Below are 17,972 nucleotides of genomic sequence, written 5' to 3'. Positions count from 1 at the left end.
TTGAAGAAATTTTCAAAATATTCGGTATTTCACCGAAATACAAAATAAATTTGTGTGTTTGAAGTAGCTAATACGCCTAGTGCATCTTATTAACTGCTGAAATAACTAACCACCTTAATACCTAACTTATGATTAAAAAAATAGCAGTCTTTACCTCTGGTGGCGACGCCCCTGGTATGAACGCGTGTATTCGCGCTGTGGTTCGAAGCGCCATCTATTATGGTATCGAAGTATATGGCATCCGACGCGGGTACAACGGCATGATTGCCGGTGACATTTATCAGATGACTTCTCATTCTGTTAGCAATATTATTCAACGCGGTGGTACTATCCTCAAGTCGGCTAGAAGCAAAGAGTTCATGACCAAAGAAGGCCGTCAAAAAGCCTACGAACAAATTCAAAAATTTGGCATTGAAGGACTTGTAGCCGTTGGTGGTAACGGAACTTTTACGGGGGCAACTATCTTTTTTGACGAGTACGGCATCCCGACTGTTGGTGCCCCTGGAACCATTGACAACGACCTCTACGGAACAGACCATACCATTGGCTACGATACGGCAGTAAATACGGCCTTGGAAGCCATCGACAAAATTCGTGATACGGCAGACTCGCACGACCGCGTGTTTTTTATTGAAGTAATGGGTCGTGACTCTGGTTACATTGCCATCCAGTGCGGAATTGCTGGCGGGGCCGAAATTGTAATGGTTCCTGAAGTACTCACACCGATTTCGGAAGTAGTAGAAACCCTCAAACAAGGCTGGAACCGTTCAAAATCATCGTCTATCATCGTGGTAGCTGAAGGGGACGAAGAAGGAAACGCCGCCGAAGTAGCCGATAAAATCAAGGCACGTTTGGAAGTTGATATGGACATTCGGGTAACCACCCTCGGTCACATTCAGCGGGGAGGTATCCCTACGGCTTATGACCGCATCTTAGCCAGTCGCCTTGGATTGGGGGCTGTGGAAGGCTTAATGAATGGAGAAAAAAACATGATGGTGGGTATTATCAACAACGAACTTGTTTATACTCCTTTCCGTGATACCATTCGTCTGCCAAAACCAATCAGCGAAGACATGTTGCGAATGGTAAAAATCTTGAGTACATAGTACATTTTATTTTACATCTGGTGGTGTCATCCGACTCCCCAGATGTATTATTTTTCTTCTACAAATATCCCATTATTTTATAGATGGTGTAGCCGACCATTTCGTGCCAAACGAAATAAAACGCAACGAGTGCTTCTTCCGAAGGGAAAAACTTATCAATCCAGATGTCATAATTTTCTTGCAGAAAGTGGGCAGGAGAAGGCACCACCTCTACCCCCGCTTTTCGGAAACATCCCAAAGCCCTTGGCGTATGAAATGCCGAAGTAATAACGACACATTTGTTGGTTCCTAATTGTTGTTTTAGGATTTTTGCCGTGTAAGCCGCATTGTCACGCGTGTTGCGCGCCATGGGTTCCTGAATAATATCTTCGGCAGGTACGCCCGAATAAATCAAGTATTGTCGGATACCATCGTTTTCGGAAGTAGTATGTTTATTAGTCAAAAATGACCCTTCTCCTCCGCTGATGATTATTTTTTTGATTTTGCCCAATCGGTACAATTCAAAAGCTTGCGTAGCTCGGTCACCACTTTTGCCCAACCACACTTGCTTTGTTTGGTAGTCATACTTTTTGATGATGCCGCCCGTCAACACAGCTCCCACTTGGTACTCACTCGAAATCGCCTGAGAAGGCGTCTCCCATGCCTTCAAAAGTTCATTCACCAAGATGGGGCTACTCATTAGATATAAAAAAAAGAGAGACAATCCAGTAATCCAACGGCTTCGGGTACGGTTTTTGAGAAACATTGCGTAAACAATAGCAATTGAAACCATTGTCAGGGGCATTAATAATACGTCAAATGTCTTGGAGAGAATATAAAACATAAACAGGGTTGTAAATCGAACGCTAAAAACGCGAAAATTTCGTTTAAGTAACTAAAAATAATTACGCTATTTTTGGGATTACAATAAAATAAAATCAACATGAAATTTACGAGTACGCTTTTCTTTCTTCTTCTCTGCGTCTTTTACGGCGTGAATGGACAAGGCAACTATCGAATTGAAGGACAAGTGAAGAATTTTAAGGGTGGAGATTGTATTTTGGCAAACTACTATGGAACGCAGATTTATGCCAAAGACACTGCCAAAATCGACGCCAACGGAAAGTTTGTTTTTGAAGGTGAAAAACCGCTGTTGGGTGGCGTGTATGAAGTGGTCTTTCCAGATCGCAAAAATTTATTTCGCGTATTAATCACTGATGACCAACAATTTAGCTTCCAATGCGATACCACTGATTTGATTTCAAGCACCAAATTTTCTGGTAGCCGCGACAATGAGCTTTTTTACCAGTTTCAAAAGTTTATGCGGGAAAAAGACACCCAATATAAACAATTGAGAGACAGCAAACTCCCCGAAACCGACAAGCGATACAAAGATTTGCAAGAACAACGCAAAGCCTTCTATGATAAATTTATGACCGAAAACGAGGGCACCTTTACGGTGAAGTTGTTCAAAACGTCGGCAGAACCAGACATTCCCCCTGCTCCCAAAAAAGCCAACGGCAAGGTAGATTCCTTGTGGATATTCAATTATTACAAAGCTCACTTTTGGGATAGCTTTGACTTTGCCGATGAACGAATGATTCAGACACCGTTCCTTGAACAAAAACTCAAACGCTATTTTCAAGATTTGACGATTCAGTCGGAAGACTCCATTACCAAAGAAGCCGATTTCGTCGTTGGGAAAGCCATTGCAGGTAAGAAAAAAGACATTATTTCGTACTGTATTTGGTTCATTACCAACCAATACGAAAACGCCAAAATTGTAGGAACCGAAGGCGTATTTGTCCACATGGGCGAAAAATACTACCTCACGGGTATCATGCCCGTCTCAGACACGAGTACCCTCAAAAACGTTCGCGACCGCATCAAGGTGCTAAAACCACTTTTGGTCAACAAAGTGATTCCTGACATTGGGGTAATGAGCTACCGCGCCGCCGACCGCCTTGAGTACATCCATGCCGTCAAAGCCGACTATCAAGTATTGTTTTTTTATTCGCCCACCTGCGGGCACTGCCGCGAATCGGCGCCTAAGTTAAAAGCTTTGCAAGAAAAACTTTATACGCAAGGCGTGGAATTAATGACCATTTCGGTGGACGGCAGCGAAGATGAATGGCGGAAATTTATCAAAGAATTTAAGCTCGAAAACCTTACCAATGGCTACGGATTGGTCGCTTCAAGACAGGTAGTGTATCGTACCGACTACGATGTTTTTTCTACACCTACGATTTATATTCTTGACAAATCGAAAAAAATCATTGCCCGCCGCCTCGGCGTCGAAGATATTGAACCGTTTTTGAATGTTTACAAACGCCAATTGGCGCAGGAACAAAAAAAGCAATAGTTTATTTGAACCTCCCGAAAATTTGAAACTTTCGGGAGGTTAGCCCTTGTAACCTACCTACCGATGAAAAAAATCAGTTTACTTTTTTTTGCTTACTTCTTGCTCAATTACAGCTGGGCACAAAATGGCTACAAAATCGAAGGCACCGTCAAAGGATTGAAACCTGGCGCATATACCTTGGCTCATTATTTTGGGTTTGACCAAACCATCACCAAAGACACCGCCCTTGTTGACGACAAAGGTGTTTTGAGTTTTACGGGCTCAAAATCGTTACCCGAAGGGCTTTACATCGTTTTAAAACCCAACAAAAACCGCTTACTTGATTTTATCGTTGGCCCAGAACAGCACTTTTCGTTTGTCAGCGATACGTTAAGTATTGTTGGTAACATGAAAATAGAAGGTTCGCCCGACAATGAACGTTTTTTTAATTACCAGCAAAAAATGCTTGGCTATTCCCAAGAATTAACCTTGGTTCAAGCCCAAGCGAAAGTGCGTCAGGACATGATAAGTCAAGCAAAAACTGGGAATATTCGTCGTCAAATGTCGGAATACTACCATCAGTTTGTCAAAGAAAACGCGGCTACCTTTACGGGGAAAATTTTGAGTGCAAGTAATGAAATTGCGCTTCCTACGCCTCCCAAACGCCCCGATGGCCGTCCTGATTCGGCTTGGTTGTTTAACTATTATCGTGCCCATTTTTGGGACAATTTTGATTTTAGCGACGAACGTCTCGTTCGCACGCCTTTTCTCCAACGCAAACTCGACCGCTACCTTCAAAACTTGACGTTTCCAGCGCCAGATTCACTCATTCAGGCCAGCGATTATGTGATCGGAAAAGCCCTGAAGGGGGGAAGCAAAGAAATGCAAGCGTATTGTATTTGGTATTTGACCAATCAAGCCGAAACCCCAAATACTGTCGGAGGCGATGCTGTGTTTGTACACTTGGCCGAAAAATATTATTTAGGCGGCATTATGCCCATCACCGACTCAAGTACGGTGCAGAATATTCGTAGTAGGGTAGCAATTATGAAACCATTGCTCGTCGGTAAGTCCATGCCTGCACTTACCCTCAGCGATACCTCAAAAACCATTTTTAAATTGGCTGATATTCAATCGAAATACACTGTCGTGTTTTTCTATGACCCCGATTGTGGACATTGCCGACAGTCCACGCCAGAATTAAAACGGTTTTCCGAAAAATACGCATCGAGTGTTAAAGTTCTGGCCGTATCAGTAACGGGTTCACCCGACAATTGGAAAAAATACATCCATGATTTTGGCGTAGGTGCATGGCGTCACGGGTATGATTTCAGTTTCAGGACTGATTTCCGCAAAGAATTTGACGTCGTAAACACTCCCATGGTCTATGTGTTAGACAAAGACAAGAAAATTATCGCCCGCAAGATGGCTGTAGAGCAACTAGATAATTTTATCGATTTTTACGAAGAACAATCGAAGCTTTCAACGAAATAAGGCTCAATAAGAAATCCCCGCGAAATTGAATTCACGGGGATTTTTTTGTGGAAAATAAAGCCAGTAATCATTAAGCAAATAAAGCGAGAATCGCGGCCAAGTCTAATTTTTGTTGCTCTCCTGAGTGCATATTTTTCAGCGAGTACGTTCCCGTTTGAATTTCTTCTGACCCAATGATAAGCACGTATGGAATACGCTTACGGTCAGCATAATCAAATTGTTTCTTGAGTTTTGAGGCATCAGGGTACAATTCGGCATTGATACCTGCCTCGCGCAATTGACGAAGAACGCCCAATCCGTGTGCCTCGGCGGCAGCGTCAAAATTGGTAATCATCACTTGGGTAGAAACCGACTGATTTTCGGGGAATAATTGGAGTTCTTCCATCACATCATAGATGCGATCAACCCCAAACGAAATCCCCACGCCCGAGAGCCCAGGCATCCCGAATGTCCCCGTTAGGTTGTCATAACGACCACCACCCGAAATACTTCCCATTTGTACACCGTTGGCTTTTACCTCAAAAATCGCCCCCGTATAATAGCTCAAGCCACGTGCGAGGGTCACATCGAGTTCCATTTGCGGGGCTTTTAAACCAAAATTAGAGACTTTATTCCAAACCTCTTCCAACTCAGTTACCCCTTTAGTACCAATTTCAGAATCAGCCAACCACGCTTTCAAACGCTCAAAAATCGTTGATTGGTCGTTAGTTAATTCATAAATGGGCTGAAGTTTAGCGATGGTTTCCGCCGAGAATCCCCGCGACGCCAGCTCTTCTTCTACCTTTTCTTTTCCTATTTTATCCAATTTGTCGATGGCCACGCACATTGGGCCTTCCTGTCCTGGAGCGCCAATTACCTCAGCAATTCCGCTCAAAATTTTACGATTATTGATTTTTACCGTAAAATTTTCAACCCCCAAACCGCGCAACACTTCGTGAATCATCAGCACAATTTCGGCCTCACACACCAGCGAATCGGTGCCTACCACGTCGGCGTCACACTGATAAAACTCACGATAACGCCCACGTTGCGGCCGATCAGCACGCCACACAGGTTGAATTTGATAACGCTTAAAGGGCATCACCAAGTCACTACGGTTCATCACCACATAACGCGCGAAAGGCACCGTGAGGTCGTATCGTAGTCCTTTTTCCGACACCTTGAGGGTCATTTTTTTGTACCCCTCTTGCAAATCGGTTTCAGTAACTTTTTCAATAAAATTACCTGAGTTCAGAATTTTAAACAGCAACTGATCTCCTTCATCGCCATATTTTCCCATCAAAACGGAAAGGTTTTCGATAGAAGGTGTTTCGAGTGGCTGAAACCCATATCGCTGAAAAACGCGGCGAATTGTATCAAAAATGTAATTACGCTTATTCATTTGCGCGGGGCCAAAATCGCGCGTTCCACGGGCCAAAGAGGGTTTACTCATTGTTATAGTCGGTAGTTGATAGTCCACTGTCCACAGTGCTTTTTTTGAATTCAGTTCATTGACCATCGGGAGTGGGCCAATGAACTGTGGACTTTTCTAATTACAAAAGTAGCGTCTCTACCGAAAAAAAAGAGCGAAAGAGCTTACTTTTTTAAAAATGAATCCGTATTTTTGCGGCTCATTTTACAAGAAACATACAATACATTTAGATAATACGACAATGGCAGTTACTAAACTTTTGCGTAAAAGTAAGCGCAACGTAATGATTCCACAGAACAAGCAAGTGTTAATGAAACAACGCAGCTGGAAACCAGAAATTAAGAGAGTGGACGTTGAAGCTATCAAGGCTGAGTTCGCCGCTAAAGCTTAAACAATCTTGCCGCCTTGAGCGGCATTTTTCTTTTTCAGCGCAAGCTCAATCTCCTTTTGCATCTTTTTCAACTTTCGCCGCGTTTCTTGTCGGAATTGGTATTGAATCCTAAATACAATCGCCTGACCAAAAAAGCAAAGCCCTGCATTGATGACCACCAAGCTGTAGGTTCCCATCATAAACCACTGACGAAAGGGAGCGTTTGTATGCTTGAGGTGGCCTGCTTCACTAAAAACGCACAAGCCATAGCCAATCATTAATAGGCTAAGGGGTGCCAAAATGTATGATTTTGTACGCGAACTCATGCGCTTGATGAGCTTTTTACCGGGCGGTTTCGATGTTTTTGGAATCATCTTTGTTAGTGGTGTCGTAATTGGTTTTGGAATTATGGCGAAAAGTAAAAACTTTGCAGCACTTGTTGAATAAAAATTTGATAAAATTCACGAATGAAAGACGTTATTAGTTGGGTTTTGCGGCATATCCCGCGTAAGTACTTACAGTTGGTTAGTCACATTGGCGTACGTGTATTGGCTATTTTTTACAGTGGCAAGGGAGTCGAATGTAGCGTATGCGGCAGCGAATTCCGAAAGTTTTTACCTTATGGCCGCTCAGGGCGCGACAATGCTCTTTGTCCCAATTGCCTGTCGCTCGAACGCCACCGCCTGATGTATTTATACCTCCAACGCAAAACCAACTTTTTCAAAGACAACCTGAAACTTCTTCACGTAGCTCCCGAATATTGTTTTATCGACCGTTTTGAACGTTTAAAAAACATCGACTACGTCACGGCTGACATCGAATCGCCTTTGGCAAAGGTCAAAATGGACATCCACCAAATTCCATTTGAAGCCAACACCTTCGATGTGGCTTTCTGTAACCACGTCATGGAGCACGTTGACGATGACATCAAGGCCATGTCCGAGCTTTATCGGGTGCTCAAACCTGGCGGCTGGGCTATTATTCAGTCTCCGCAAGATTGGTCGAGGGCTACCACGTTTGAAGACCCCAGCATTACCGATCCCAAAGAGCGTGAAAGACTTTTTTGGCAAGATGACCACGTGCGCCTTTTTGGGCGCGATTACGGCCAACGTCTCGAAAAAGGTGGATTTAAAGTAACCGAAGATCGTTTTGTGATGGACGAACTCAGCAAAGAAGAAGCAAAGCGTTTTGCCTTACCTGGTAGCGAGATTATCTATTTTTGTCAAAAAGTATAATCTCCACCAACAAGATACAAAAGAGCCACGGGAGAAATCTCTCGTGGCTCTTCAACTAGTAGAAATATTTCCTCTTCTAAACTCACAATAGAAAAGAAACAGTGTGGATTCTTAAAAACTTATCTTGCCAATGTGTCAGTCTTCACGTCGTCTTTCTTCACTTTTATTGCACTTCTATTTTCTGACACCGTTGGTTTAAACTGACTCTTGTAATAATTGGGCAACGCCGTCGGGTTTTGTGGGCTATTACCAATGACTGGTGCGCTAAGAGCCACAATTGACTCTTGCTGAAAATTAACACTCCCTTGTCGCTTATAATTGTGTACCGACGCTACGTTGTTGTTCAATTTTAAAGGGGCTACTCGATCTTCAACCACAATGTTGGCGCTTTTTGTTGTGCTTTTTTGCGAAACAGGGCGCTTGTAGTTATGTGGTGAATTGAGTTGGGCCATGACGGATGTGGTACCTAACAATGCAACAGCTGCTATGGTTGTGATGAACGATTTCATGGTTGTAACGATTTATGATTTTTGGAATACGTCCTTCTTTTAGGACATGACAAAGGTACTACACCCATATTAGAGGCGTATTAAGGTAAGATTAGAATAGCCTTAGAATTAACAGTAATTTTAGGGATGAATGACGACTTTTTGGGTGAGTTCGCGGCCTTCAAACAGGGCTTTGAGCCAATACATACCTGCCACTGTTTGCACAGTTACTCGGCCATTGGACTGATTTACAGGAATATCACGCCCTAGTACATCATGTAGTTTTATTTGAGCCCGCTCCCACCCTGTCGGAAGTTTTAATTCAAACTCTCCCAAATTAGGGTTAGGAGAAATATGTAGTTCGGCTTCGGTCGTTCCATCCACTCCCAACGGCAGCATTACCTCCACCGTCAAAGGGGGTGATGTACGGCTGCATCCATCGCGACTTACTTTCACCGAAAAAGCGCCACTTTCGGCTGTTTCATAGCTCGACGCCACCGCTCCCGCAATTTCCTGTCCATTTTTCAACCATTGATAGGTTAACCCTGCACCTTCATTGGCTTGCAATTTGGCTTTGTTGGGCGCATATACGGGTGGGTTTGTCACCAAAGTCGCAGAGGCATTGGGGGTTGATTTTATTTCAATGGTTGAAGAAAGTGAGCTTGTTCCACAAACTGAATCAGAGACCATTACGCGATAAACACCTTCGGTGGTGGTTTCAAAAGTAGATTGACGATTGGTGATGATTGCCTGCCCGTCGCGCTGCCACTGGTACGTCAGAAAGCCCAACGAATCGGCGTTTGCTTCTAATTTAACCGTTTGTCCTCCGCACAAAGATGGCGAAGTTGTGGCCAAGGTAGCCGTCAATTGGGTATAACAAGGGCGCATTATTTTAATGACAGAAGTAGCGTAGCTAACATTACTTTGGTTTCCCATGCTGGCATTTTTACTCATCGTAATCACCTGAGACGTCAGCAAGTAGGCGCCTTTTGTCTCCTTAGAGGGGTACGCCCCCGCCATGAAACGCACCTGATAATTGGGCTCACCGACGGGCGCATTGATGGGAGTTTTCCAAAGTAATTTCCCTTCTTTTGTATATTTACTAAGCATAAATGTGTTCGCAACATCCAAGTTCCACGCGCCCAGATAAACACTTGCCGTCGGATTTTTTGTTGAAAATGTTTCAGTTACCAACAAACCCCCATCTAGGTCCTCACTCACAACGGCACGAGCAGTCGCTCGGTTTATCGTCCACGCGATTTCACCTTGTGGATTAACGGCATACAATTTATCCAATGTTGTTCCATAAAACCAGCCATTGCTTCCTTCCATCAGATGAAAAAGTGACAGTTTTGTTTTTTCAGCACCCGTTGGAGAAACAATCGTTAAATTATACTGATTCAGGTATTGGGTATAAGCAATGATGTTCCCCGTTGAAGTAATTTTTAACTGATCAACGTACGGAGGCATCTGATAACTCCACTCACGCGTCCCTGTTTTACTATATTTGGCAAAAAACGTATTCAAAACATTACGGCAATACAGCACAAAACCATCATCAGCCGTTTTTTGAATTTCTACCCCCATATTACTATTCAAATTGGGAATCGAAATCACCACTTCGTTTACTTTCGCGCCCTCTGCTGAAAACGTCAACACTCGCCCCAACGAATCGCGCTGCGTCAAAACATACCATTGTCCTTGCGTATCCGTCCCCACTACTTTGGTGTACGTCAGTGGCGATTCAATACTGGCACTCCACTTTTCGATTCCGTTTCCAGTAAGCACCTTCAAGTCAGTCTGCTGAGAAATAATTGTGTTAAAATTATTGATGTCCCGTACGGTTTTTGAGCTAATAAACGCCGTTTCTTCTCCTTGATACATCGGAGTGACGGTAGCACTTTCGCGCCAAGTGGTTTCATTTTGGGTTCGGTTATAGTTGGCCGTAGCAACTGCCCAAACCCGCTTCCCTTGCGCATCGTACCGAACGAGGCTATCGCTATAATCCCCGATTGTCGCCGTGGTACTCATGATAAGTGCGCCATTTGACAGTGGGTTGACTGAGCTAATATAAGCTGGTTGCGATTGGGTAACCTTTCCTATCTCATCGAAATTAGGGGAATAATAGGTACTGGTTGTATAAAACTTATTGGTAGCCTCGTCCCAACCACCGCTTAATTTGGTTGAATATCCTTTCACAAAAGCCCATGCGCCGCCTTGCGAAGGCATATAACTGCCTTCTGTTTTGTAAAGGCTATCGCGGACAATGCTTCTATAAACAATGGAAGTACTGCACTTAGAAGCACAAAGACGGTACGGGAAACTAAAAAGTATATTGCCGTTGGGCGTTGCCTTACTCACAGGCCATCCCAGGGCAACCTCACCCAACAAAGAGGCTCCGTAGGCTTTTTCCCATTGTTTAGAAACTTCTAGGGATGACTGTGCCCAAAGTGAACATATACTCAGGGCAACAAAGAGGGGGGTAAACAATAATCGTTTCATAGTATAAATATTAAAAACGGTGTAGGGAAATGTTACTATTCAATTAAATTAGACGCATTTCACAATAAAATGGTTGGAAAGTACAAAAAAAGAGCCGATTCCAAGGAATCGGCTCTTGCTCTCAATATTGTTGTAAGCTTACCAGCGCTTTTTATAATCGTTATCACGACCACCGCCGCCGCCGTAACCACCGCCACCGCCACGGTTACCACCGCCGCCGTAGCCACCACCGCCACCGCGGTTGCCACCACCGAAACCACCTCCACCCGTGCGTGGACGATCTTCGCGTGGGCGAGCCTCGTTTACAACGAGTACTTTACCTAAAAACTCATAACCATTAAGTTGTGAAATCGCTTGATTTCCTTCTTCATCGTTAGGCATCTCGACAAACGCAAAACCACGGCTTTTGCCTGTGAACTTGTCCATAATAATGCGGGCAGACGATACCTCCCCAAATTCCGCAAATAATTCGTTTAATTCGTCATCGTTCGCCTTGAACGGGACATTTGCTACATAAATGTTCATTGTGCATTAATTTGATATAATGTGACTTGGTGCGCTATGGACGGCCTTCGATCTAATACTCCGTCTAGCAAATGACAAGTACACAGCAAGTCGAGAGAAACAGAGAAACTACCTATAGCGAGACAAATATAAAAGTAATTTCGGCTTTATTCATAAAAGCAAGAATGTTTTTTGAACTTTTTTAAAGAGAGAAGCAACCCTCGTTCACTTTTTTGCGTACATATAGTTGCAAGCCAAAGGTATTGGTCAAATACTTTTAGTTTGTAGGCATATCATGCCTTATTATTTGAGGAACGCACACGCGAAAGTCGTGGACGGCAGTTGCTGTCCACGACTTTTTTTTATGCCCTCGGTGCTTCTTCTCATTGTTATCTTTTTTCAAAAATTGATAGCTTTGCAAAAAAGATACGAACCGAACGTTTATTTCAATCCCCCTAACGCTTATTTCCAACACATGGCTTCATTCAAAATAGCAGGTGGGCATTCATTGAAAGGTGAGATTACTCCCCAAGGTGCCAAAAACGAAGCATTGCAAATCTTATGTGCTGTCTTACTGACCAAAGAACCTGTTACTATTCATAATATTCCCAATATCAGAGATGTAAACCAACTCATTGATTTATTGGGAGATTTGGGGGTAAAACGCACCCGTTTGAGCGACTCATCCATTCGCTTTGAGGCTTCTGATGTCAACCTCGAATTCATGGAAACCGAAATGTATCGCCAAAAAGCTGCCGCTCTTCGCGGGTCGGTGATGCTTTTAGGCCCCATGTTAGCGCGTTTCAAAAAAGGGCGTATTCCTCGTCCGGGTGGTGACAAAATTGGCCGCCGCCGCTTGGATACTCACTTTTTGGGATTTGAACGTTTGGGTGCAAAATTTGAATACGATGCCAACGACGGCGGATTTTATCAAGTGGACGCCAGCGGGCTGAAGGGTGTTTATATGTTGCTCGACGAAGCATCTGTCACTGGTACAGCCAATATTGTGATGGCGGCCGTGATGGCAGAAGGCGTAACTACCATTTATAACGCCGCTTGTGAGCCTTATTTGCAACAACTTTGTAAAATGTTGAACCGCATGGGCGCAAAAATCTCAGGCGTAGGATCCAACTTACTTAGCATCGAAGGGGTTTCTGAACTCTTTGGAACGGAACATACCATGCTCCCAGACATGATTGAGATTGGCTCGTTTATCGGATTGGCGGCCATGACCAAAAGTGAGATTACCATCAAAAACTGCTCAGTGCCTGATTTGGGCGTTATTCCAGGTGTTTTCCAAAAATTGGGTATTCAAATGGAATTCCGAGGCGACGATATTTTTATCCCTTCTCAAGAACACTACGAGGTAGAATCGTTTATCGACGGCTCGATGCTGGTTGTGGCCGATGCACCTTGGCCAGGTTTTACGCCAGACTTATTGAGTATTGTTTTGGTAACAGCCATTCAGGCCAAAGGCACGGTTCTTATTCACCAAAAAATGTTTGAAAGCCGCTTATTCTTTGTGGACAAACTGATTGAAATGGGTGCCCAAATCATTCTTTGTGACCCACACCGTGCCACAGTCGTTGGGCTTAACCGCGCTACGCAGCTTCGTGGTATCCGCATGACCTCCCCCGACATCCGTGCGGGAGTATCGTTGTTGATTGCTGCTTTGTCGGCCAAAGGAGTGAGTATTATTGATAACATCGAGCAAATCGACCGTGGTTATCAGAATATTGACACCCGTCTCAATGCCATCGGCGCTGACATTGTTCGGCTTTAGTACGATTTGACTTTAACACGTAATCCAATACCATCGCTGCCGAAAGGCACATTTTAACAAACCAACATGATACGCAAATTAGTACCGCTTTTTAGTCTTGTTTCGTTAGTCGTAAAAAGCCAAACCGTTTCTTTAAATGACCTGAGCTCCTTCAAAAACCCCTCTGCCAACTGGTCAATTGTAGGAGATGCCGTAGTTGACCTTGCTCAAAACAATGCCATGAGCACCACTGCGGGGAAGGGTGTGTTGGCTTGTATTCATCCCAAAGGAAAATACGGTCGTCAGTACGATTTACTCTCCAATTTTGAACACGGTGATGCCGACGTAGAGTTTGACTTTATGATGGCCAGAGGCTCCAACTCAGGCTTTTACCTACAAGGTCGGTACGAAATCCAATTATTTGATAGCTGGGGCGTACGTCAACCCCACGCGCACGACTTGGGTGCTATCTATGAACGTTGGGATGAATCTAGACCAAGTGGACAAAAAGGATATGAAGGCTATGCCCCTCGCATGAATGCCAGCAAAGCACCAGGTTTGTGGCAGCACATGAAAATCATTTTCCAAGCGCCTCGTTTCGACGGTGCTGGTAAAAAAATCGCCAATGCAAAAGTCTTAAAAATTGAGGTCAACGGCATCACAGTTCAGGAAAACGTAGAACTTGCTGGCCCTACCCGTGGCAGTCTTGACGGAGAAGTAGCCAAAGGCCCCATTCTTATTCAGGGAGACCACGGCTGCGTAGCTTTCCGTAACCTATCGGTGAAGCAATACGGCGAACAAGTGCCTCAATTGAAAGACCTAAAATACGCTCAGTACGACGGGATTTTCATGGCCGAGCCTGATTACAGCAAAACCAAATTGGTCAAAGAGGGTTCGTTGGAAAAACTTACGTACGATGTCGCCAACAAAGACAACGGCTATCTGTTGCGTTTTACGGGAAAATTGGTTGTACCTGTCGCTGGAGAGTATCGTTTCCAAACCGTACACAACGGTGGTAATGGCATCCTTCGGGTAAACAACGAAGAAATTTTAAAATGGAAATGGTGGGATGGTCAGGCCAAAGTTACCTTGCCAGCAGGCGAAGTACCATTTGAGTACGTTTACAACAAAAATACCGACTGGGCAAAATCATCGCTCGGTTTGTCGATAGAAAGTGACTTTAACCGTGCCATCGAATTGCAAGGATTGGGATCTGTTAACCTTAGCAGCCCTACCAACCCTATTCTTGTTGCGCCAGGCAGCACGCCAGTAGTTCACCGTAGCTTTTTCCGTAGTTTCAACGAAAACGTTTCACACGGGATTTCGGTAGGTGAGCCAACAGGCATCCATTACGCCGTCAACCTAGAAAAAGGAGCATTGGCTCGCGTGTGGAAAGGCGATTTCTTGGACGTGACACCCATGTGGAACGACCGTGGCAATGGCATGAGCATTCCTCAAGGAAGCGTTTTGAATCTTAGCAACCAACCTACTTTGGCCTTGATTGCCAGTGACCAAACGGCTTGGCCTGCTTCATACGGCGAAACCGATGGCTTCCGTCAACGCGGATACGAAATCGACGCCGCAGGTCGTCCTACGTTCAAGTACGACGTAGCTGGCGTAAAAGTTGAAGACCAAATTCGCCCAGACGCTGATAGCAAATTCTTGAACCGCGAGCTTCGCATTACAGGAACTATTCCTGCGACGTTGAAATGCCGTTTGGCAATGGGAAAAGAAATTGTAAAAATCAGCGACAATACCTTTGTTGTCGATAAAAGTTACTATATTCAAGCTGACGGAGCGGCTATCCGAACCATTGGCGGAAATCAAGAGTTAGTAGTGCCAGCAGCGTCAAAAATCAATTATTCGCTGATGTGGTAACTAAACCTAACTTATGAAATATCGCTACCGAACGCTTGCTTTCTTATTCGCTCTTTCCATTATTACTTTTCTTGACCGCGTTTGCATGAACGTCGTCAGTAAATACGTAAAAGCGGATTTAGGTTTAAACAACCAAGAATTAGGCTGGATTTTAGGCGCATTTTCATTGGCATACGCATTATTTGAAATCCCAACGGGGGCCATGGGCGATCGCCTTGGCCCCCGTCGTGTTTTAACGCGGGTCGTACTTTGGTGGTCTGGTTTTACAGCACTGACGGGCACGGCCTTCAACTTTCTTTATCTACTTGTTGTCCGCTTTTTATTTGGTATGGGCGAGGCTGGCGCCTACCCCAACGCCACCATTGCCATTTCGCGCTGGTTTCCTGCCATCGAGGTAGGCCGTGCCCAATCTGCCATTTGGGCGGCGGGGCGCATCGGCGGGGCGCTTACTCCCCTGCTGGTCATTCCGTTGGTTCATGCGGTGGGTTGGCGCTGGGCGTTTGTCGTATTAGGAGCCGCAGGAGCGCTTTGGGCGTTGGCGTGGTTTATTTGGTTCCGCGACGAACCCAGCACCATGGAAGGCATTTCTGAAGAAGAAATTCAGGAGATTGAAACGGGCAGAAATCTCAAACAGACCGACCACGCCATTCCTTGGAAGACCATCATTCTCAATCCCGACATCTGGGCGTTGATGTTGATGTGTCATTTGTTTTTTTACGGCTCCTATTTCTTCACCAACTGGTCTTCTACCTATTTTCAAGAAGGCCGCCACATGACCGAAGAACAGTCAAAAAACTTCATTTCACTGTCGTATTTTTTGGGGGCTATTGGCTGCATAGTAGGCGGTATTCTAAGCGATTTTTTGACAAAAAAATACGGTTTAAAAGTAGGCCGTCGCGCCGTGGCTCTCACGGGTTTGGGCTTATCCAGTTTCTTTTTCTTAGCCGCTGGCCTTACGCCCGACGACCAGTTGGCAGGTTATTTATTAGCCATTTGTGTGTTGACCAAAGATTTGGCGCTACCCGTTGCTTTTGCGGTGTGTGTGGATATTGGCAAACGAAATGCAGGAACGGTAGCTGGCTCAATGAATTTTGCGGGACAAATGGGCGGTTTTTTCATCACGATTATTTTTGGGATAGTGGTCGAAAACACCAAAAACTTCAACATTCCCTTGTTTCTTATTGCGGGCTGTTTGTTTGTGGCCGCGCTGCTTTGGCTAAAAATTGACCCGACGAAAACGGTGAATTTGAAAGAAACCTAAATCTTTCACCTTGAGCTACTACAAATGTTTCGCCTCTACCGAGGCTACTTTGAATTACCCTAGAACTTTTGCTTAACGATTAACCTTACCGACAAAAAGCAAGAGCAGCCCCATGTCATAGAGCTGCTCTTTTTGTATTTCTAACAATGGTAGATATAGTTTAAATGGCCGCGTAATAGGCTGTCATCGCTAAAATTAGTACCCTGGATTTTGCTTAATCTTGGATGGATTAATATCTATCTGGCTTTGCGGAACGGCAAAAACGAGGTTATTTTCAGTTAAACTGGCTTTAATGCCAATCGCTTGTGCCTTGGCCGTAAGTACGGGAATGGCGCGGCCTGTTCGTACCAAATCAAACCAACGATGTCCTTCAAACGCCAGCTCCATACGACGCTCTTGCTCGATAGCTAGGCGCATTTCGGCCTGATTTAAAGTGCCTTTTGCCGCTAATCCCGCTCTTTGTCGAATGCGGTTAAGATAAGGCAGTGCCTCCGCAGGTTTGGCCGTTTCGTTGAGAGCTTCGGCATACATCAACAACACATCTGCGTAGCGCAACACAGGAAAATTATCTTCCGAATCACCACTGACAGTTGGAGCATCCGAATATTTACGGACGTAATTGTACTCAACGCGCACTCCTTGGGCGTTGGTATAACCCGTTGCCATTGAGGCATTTTGGCGCAAATCTCCCGCTTCGTAGGCATTTACAAAATCGGCGGTAGGGCGGTTGTTTCCTCCTCCTCCAAACTGCACCACCGAATTACCAGAATTTTCGGGAGCGTAGGTATTAGGAAGGCCGTTGCCTTCTCCGATTGAGCCTTTTTTGTATTGAATATCAAAAATCGATTCTTTATGATTTTTGTTGGCCGCTTTGAATACATCTGCGTAGTTGGGCAACAAATCATATACAGCACCGTCGATGACCTCTTTGAGCTTTGTTGCTGCCTCGGCGTATTGTTTACGGGTCAAATATACTTTTCCGAGCAACGATTTGGCCGCACCTTTGGTCGCACGCCCTACATCAACGCCTGTATATCGGTCAGGAAGGCTTGCTTCGGCTTCAGTCAAATCTTTGACGATTTGGGCATATACATCTGTTACCGCCGCTCTGTCAAAGTTATATCCTTCGGCAGGGTCGGTGGTTTCTTTCAGCACCAAAGGCACGTCGCCAAATACCCTTACTAAGTTAAAGTACATCAGTGCCCGCAAAAACTTGGTTTCACCAACAACCCGCTTTTTAAGGTTCTCATCCATCGTAACTGCGGCAATCCGATCAAGAATAGCATTCGCACGGTAAATACCACGGTAGCCGTCGTTCCAGCGAGTAGCTAAGAAAGGGTTGGTAGTACGTAGATAAAACTTATCAAACTCATCTTGGTCAGTAACCGAACCTGACAATACGGGTGTAGTATCGTCGGATGGTATTTCTGAAACTACGTAGTAACTGCCATATTGCCCCGACGACTGAAGTGAACCATAGGTCGCATTGAGGGCAATCACCATGTCATTGCCAGTTTTATAAAAAGTAGCAGTACTGGTAGAGGAAATAGGGGCAAGCGCCAAAAAACTCTCTTTACAACCGCTCAAACTTAATACGACGGCGGTAAGGTATATGTATCTTCTTTTCATTGTGTTACCGTT

Annotated in this window: 14 protein-coding genes; 7 read left to right on the top strand and 7 right to left on the bottom strand. The window is 44.7% G+C overall.

All coding sequences use genetic code 11. From position 1 onward, the window contains the following. The first annotated feature begins 131 nt into the window (after nt 1–131). Complete coding sequence (pfkA, locus tag K339_RS0127740) at nt 132–1,106, top strand: 6-phosphofructokinase (protein WP_028526512.1); 975 nt, start codon at nt 132–134, stop codon at nt 1,104–1,106. Between the two features lie 58 nt (nt 1,107–1,164). Here pfkA and K339_RS0127735 read toward each other — a convergent pair whose 3' ends face one another. Beyond that, a complete protein-coding gene (locus K339_RS0127735; protein WP_169731907.1) occupies nt 1,165–1,785 on the bottom strand; it encodes a YdcF family protein in 621 nt (206 codons plus the stop codon). 243 nt (nt 1,786–2,028) lie between these two features. On the opposite strand from K339_RS0127735, the gene K339_RS0127730 reads away from it, so the two are divergent. Continuing rightward, nucleotides 2,029–3,447, top strand: a complete 1,419-nt coding sequence (locus K339_RS0127730) for a TlpA family protein disulfide reductase (RefSeq protein ID WP_028526510.1) — start codon at nt 2,029–2,031, stop codon at nt 3,445–3,447. A 63-nt stretch (nt 3,448–3,510) separates the two neighbouring features. Beyond that, nucleotides 3,511–4,920 carry a TlpA family protein disulfide reductase gene (locus tag K339_RS35050; RefSeq protein ID WP_037302078.1) on the top strand — a complete coding sequence of 470 codons (1,410 nt, stop codon included), beginning with the start codon at nt 3,511–3,513 and terminating at the stop codon, nt 4,918–4,920. A gap of 70 nt (nt 4,921–4,990) precedes the next feature. On the opposite strand, the gene hisS is transcribed toward K339_RS35050, so the two are convergent. Continuing rightward, nucleotides 4,991–6,352, bottom strand: coding sequence for a histidine--tRNA ligase (hisS, locus tag K339_RS0127720; RefSeq protein WP_028526509.1), 1,362 nt, complete (start codon nt 6,350–6,352; stop codon nt 4,991–4,993). A 366-nt stretch (nt 6,353–6,718) separates the two neighbouring features. Continuing rightward, nucleotides 6,719–7,027 (bottom strand): hypothetical protein, encoded by a 309-nt coding sequence (locus K339_RS0127710; RefSeq protein WP_084332335.1) that lies wholly within the window; start codon nt 7,025–7,027, stop codon nt 6,719–6,721. Between the two features lie 141 nt (nt 7,028–7,168). On the opposite strand from K339_RS0127710, the gene K339_RS0127705 reads away from it, so the two are divergent. Continuing rightward, on the top strand, nt 7,169–7,936 hold the full coding sequence (locus K339_RS0127705; RefSeq protein ID WP_028526507.1) for a class I SAM-dependent methyltransferase: 768 nt from the start codon (nt 7,169–7,171) through the stop codon (nt 7,934–7,936). Between the two features lie 119 nt (nt 7,937–8,055). Here K339_RS0127705 and K339_RS0127700 read toward each other — a convergent pair whose 3' ends face one another. The 3 genes from K339_RS0127700 to rbp form a co-directional block, all read right to left on the bottom strand. Beyond that, nucleotides 8,056–8,445, bottom strand: a complete 390-nt coding sequence (locus tag K339_RS0127700) for a hypothetical protein (RefSeq protein WP_037302075.1) — start codon at nt 8,443–8,445, stop codon at nt 8,056–8,058. Nucleotides 8,446–8,565: 120 nt separating this feature from the next. Continuing rightward, nucleotides 8,566–10,926, bottom strand: a complete 2,361-nt coding sequence (locus K339_RS0127690) for a T9SS type A sorting domain-containing protein (RefSeq protein ID WP_028526505.1) — start codon at nt 10,924–10,926, stop codon at nt 8,566–8,568. Between the two features lie 138 nt (nt 10,927–11,064). Next, nucleotides 11,065–11,451 carry an RNA-binding regulator gene (gene rbp / locus K339_RS0127685; RefSeq protein ID WP_028526504.1) on the bottom strand — a complete coding sequence of 129 codons (387 nt, stop codon included), beginning with the start codon at nt 11,449–11,451 and terminating at the stop codon, nt 11,065–11,067. 454 nt (nt 11,452–11,905) lie between these two features. Between rbp and murA the strand changes: the two genes are divergently transcribed. The 3 genes from murA (at nt 11,906) to K339_RS0127670 (ending at nt 16,331) form a co-directional block, all read left to right on the top strand. After that, on the top strand, nt 11,906–13,213 hold the full coding sequence (murA, locus tag K339_RS0127680) for a UDP-N-acetylglucosamine 1-carboxyvinyltransferase (RefSeq protein ID WP_028526503.1): 1,308 nt from the start codon (nt 11,906–11,908) through the stop codon (nt 13,211–13,213). A 66-nt stretch (nt 13,214–13,279) separates the two neighbouring features. After that, nucleotides 13,280–15,070, top strand: coding sequence for a 3-keto-alpha-glucoside-1,2-lyase-like domain-containing protein (locus K339_RS0127675; RefSeq protein ID WP_028526502.1), 1,791 nt, complete (start codon nt 13,280–13,282; stop codon nt 15,068–15,070). A 13-nt stretch (nt 15,071–15,083) separates the two neighbouring features. Further along, nucleotides 15,084–16,331 carry an MFS transporter gene (locus K339_RS0127670; RefSeq protein ID WP_028526501.1) on the top strand — a complete coding sequence of 416 codons (1,248 nt, stop codon included), beginning with the start codon at nt 15,084–15,086 and terminating at the stop codon, nt 16,329–16,331. 195 nt (nt 16,332–16,526) lie between these two features. Here the strand turns inward: K339_RS0127670 and K339_RS0127665 are convergent, their stop codons facing one another. After that, nucleotides 16,527–17,960: a RagB/SusD family nutrient uptake outer membrane protein gene (locus K339_RS0127665; protein ID WP_028526500.1), complete on the bottom strand. Its 1,434-nt coding sequence runs from the start codon at nt 17,958–17,960 to the stop codon at nt 16,527–16,529. Between the last annotated feature and the right edge of the window lie 12 nt (nt 17,961–17,972).

This window comes from Runella limosa DSM 17973 (assembly GCF_000482465.1).
Taxonomy (GTDB): Bacteria; Bacteroidota; Bacteroidia; order Cytophagales; family Spirosomataceae; genus Runella; species Runella limosa.
The sequence above is the reverse complement of the archived record's forward strand: the minus strand, read 5'-3'. Positions and strand labels throughout refer to the sequence as shown.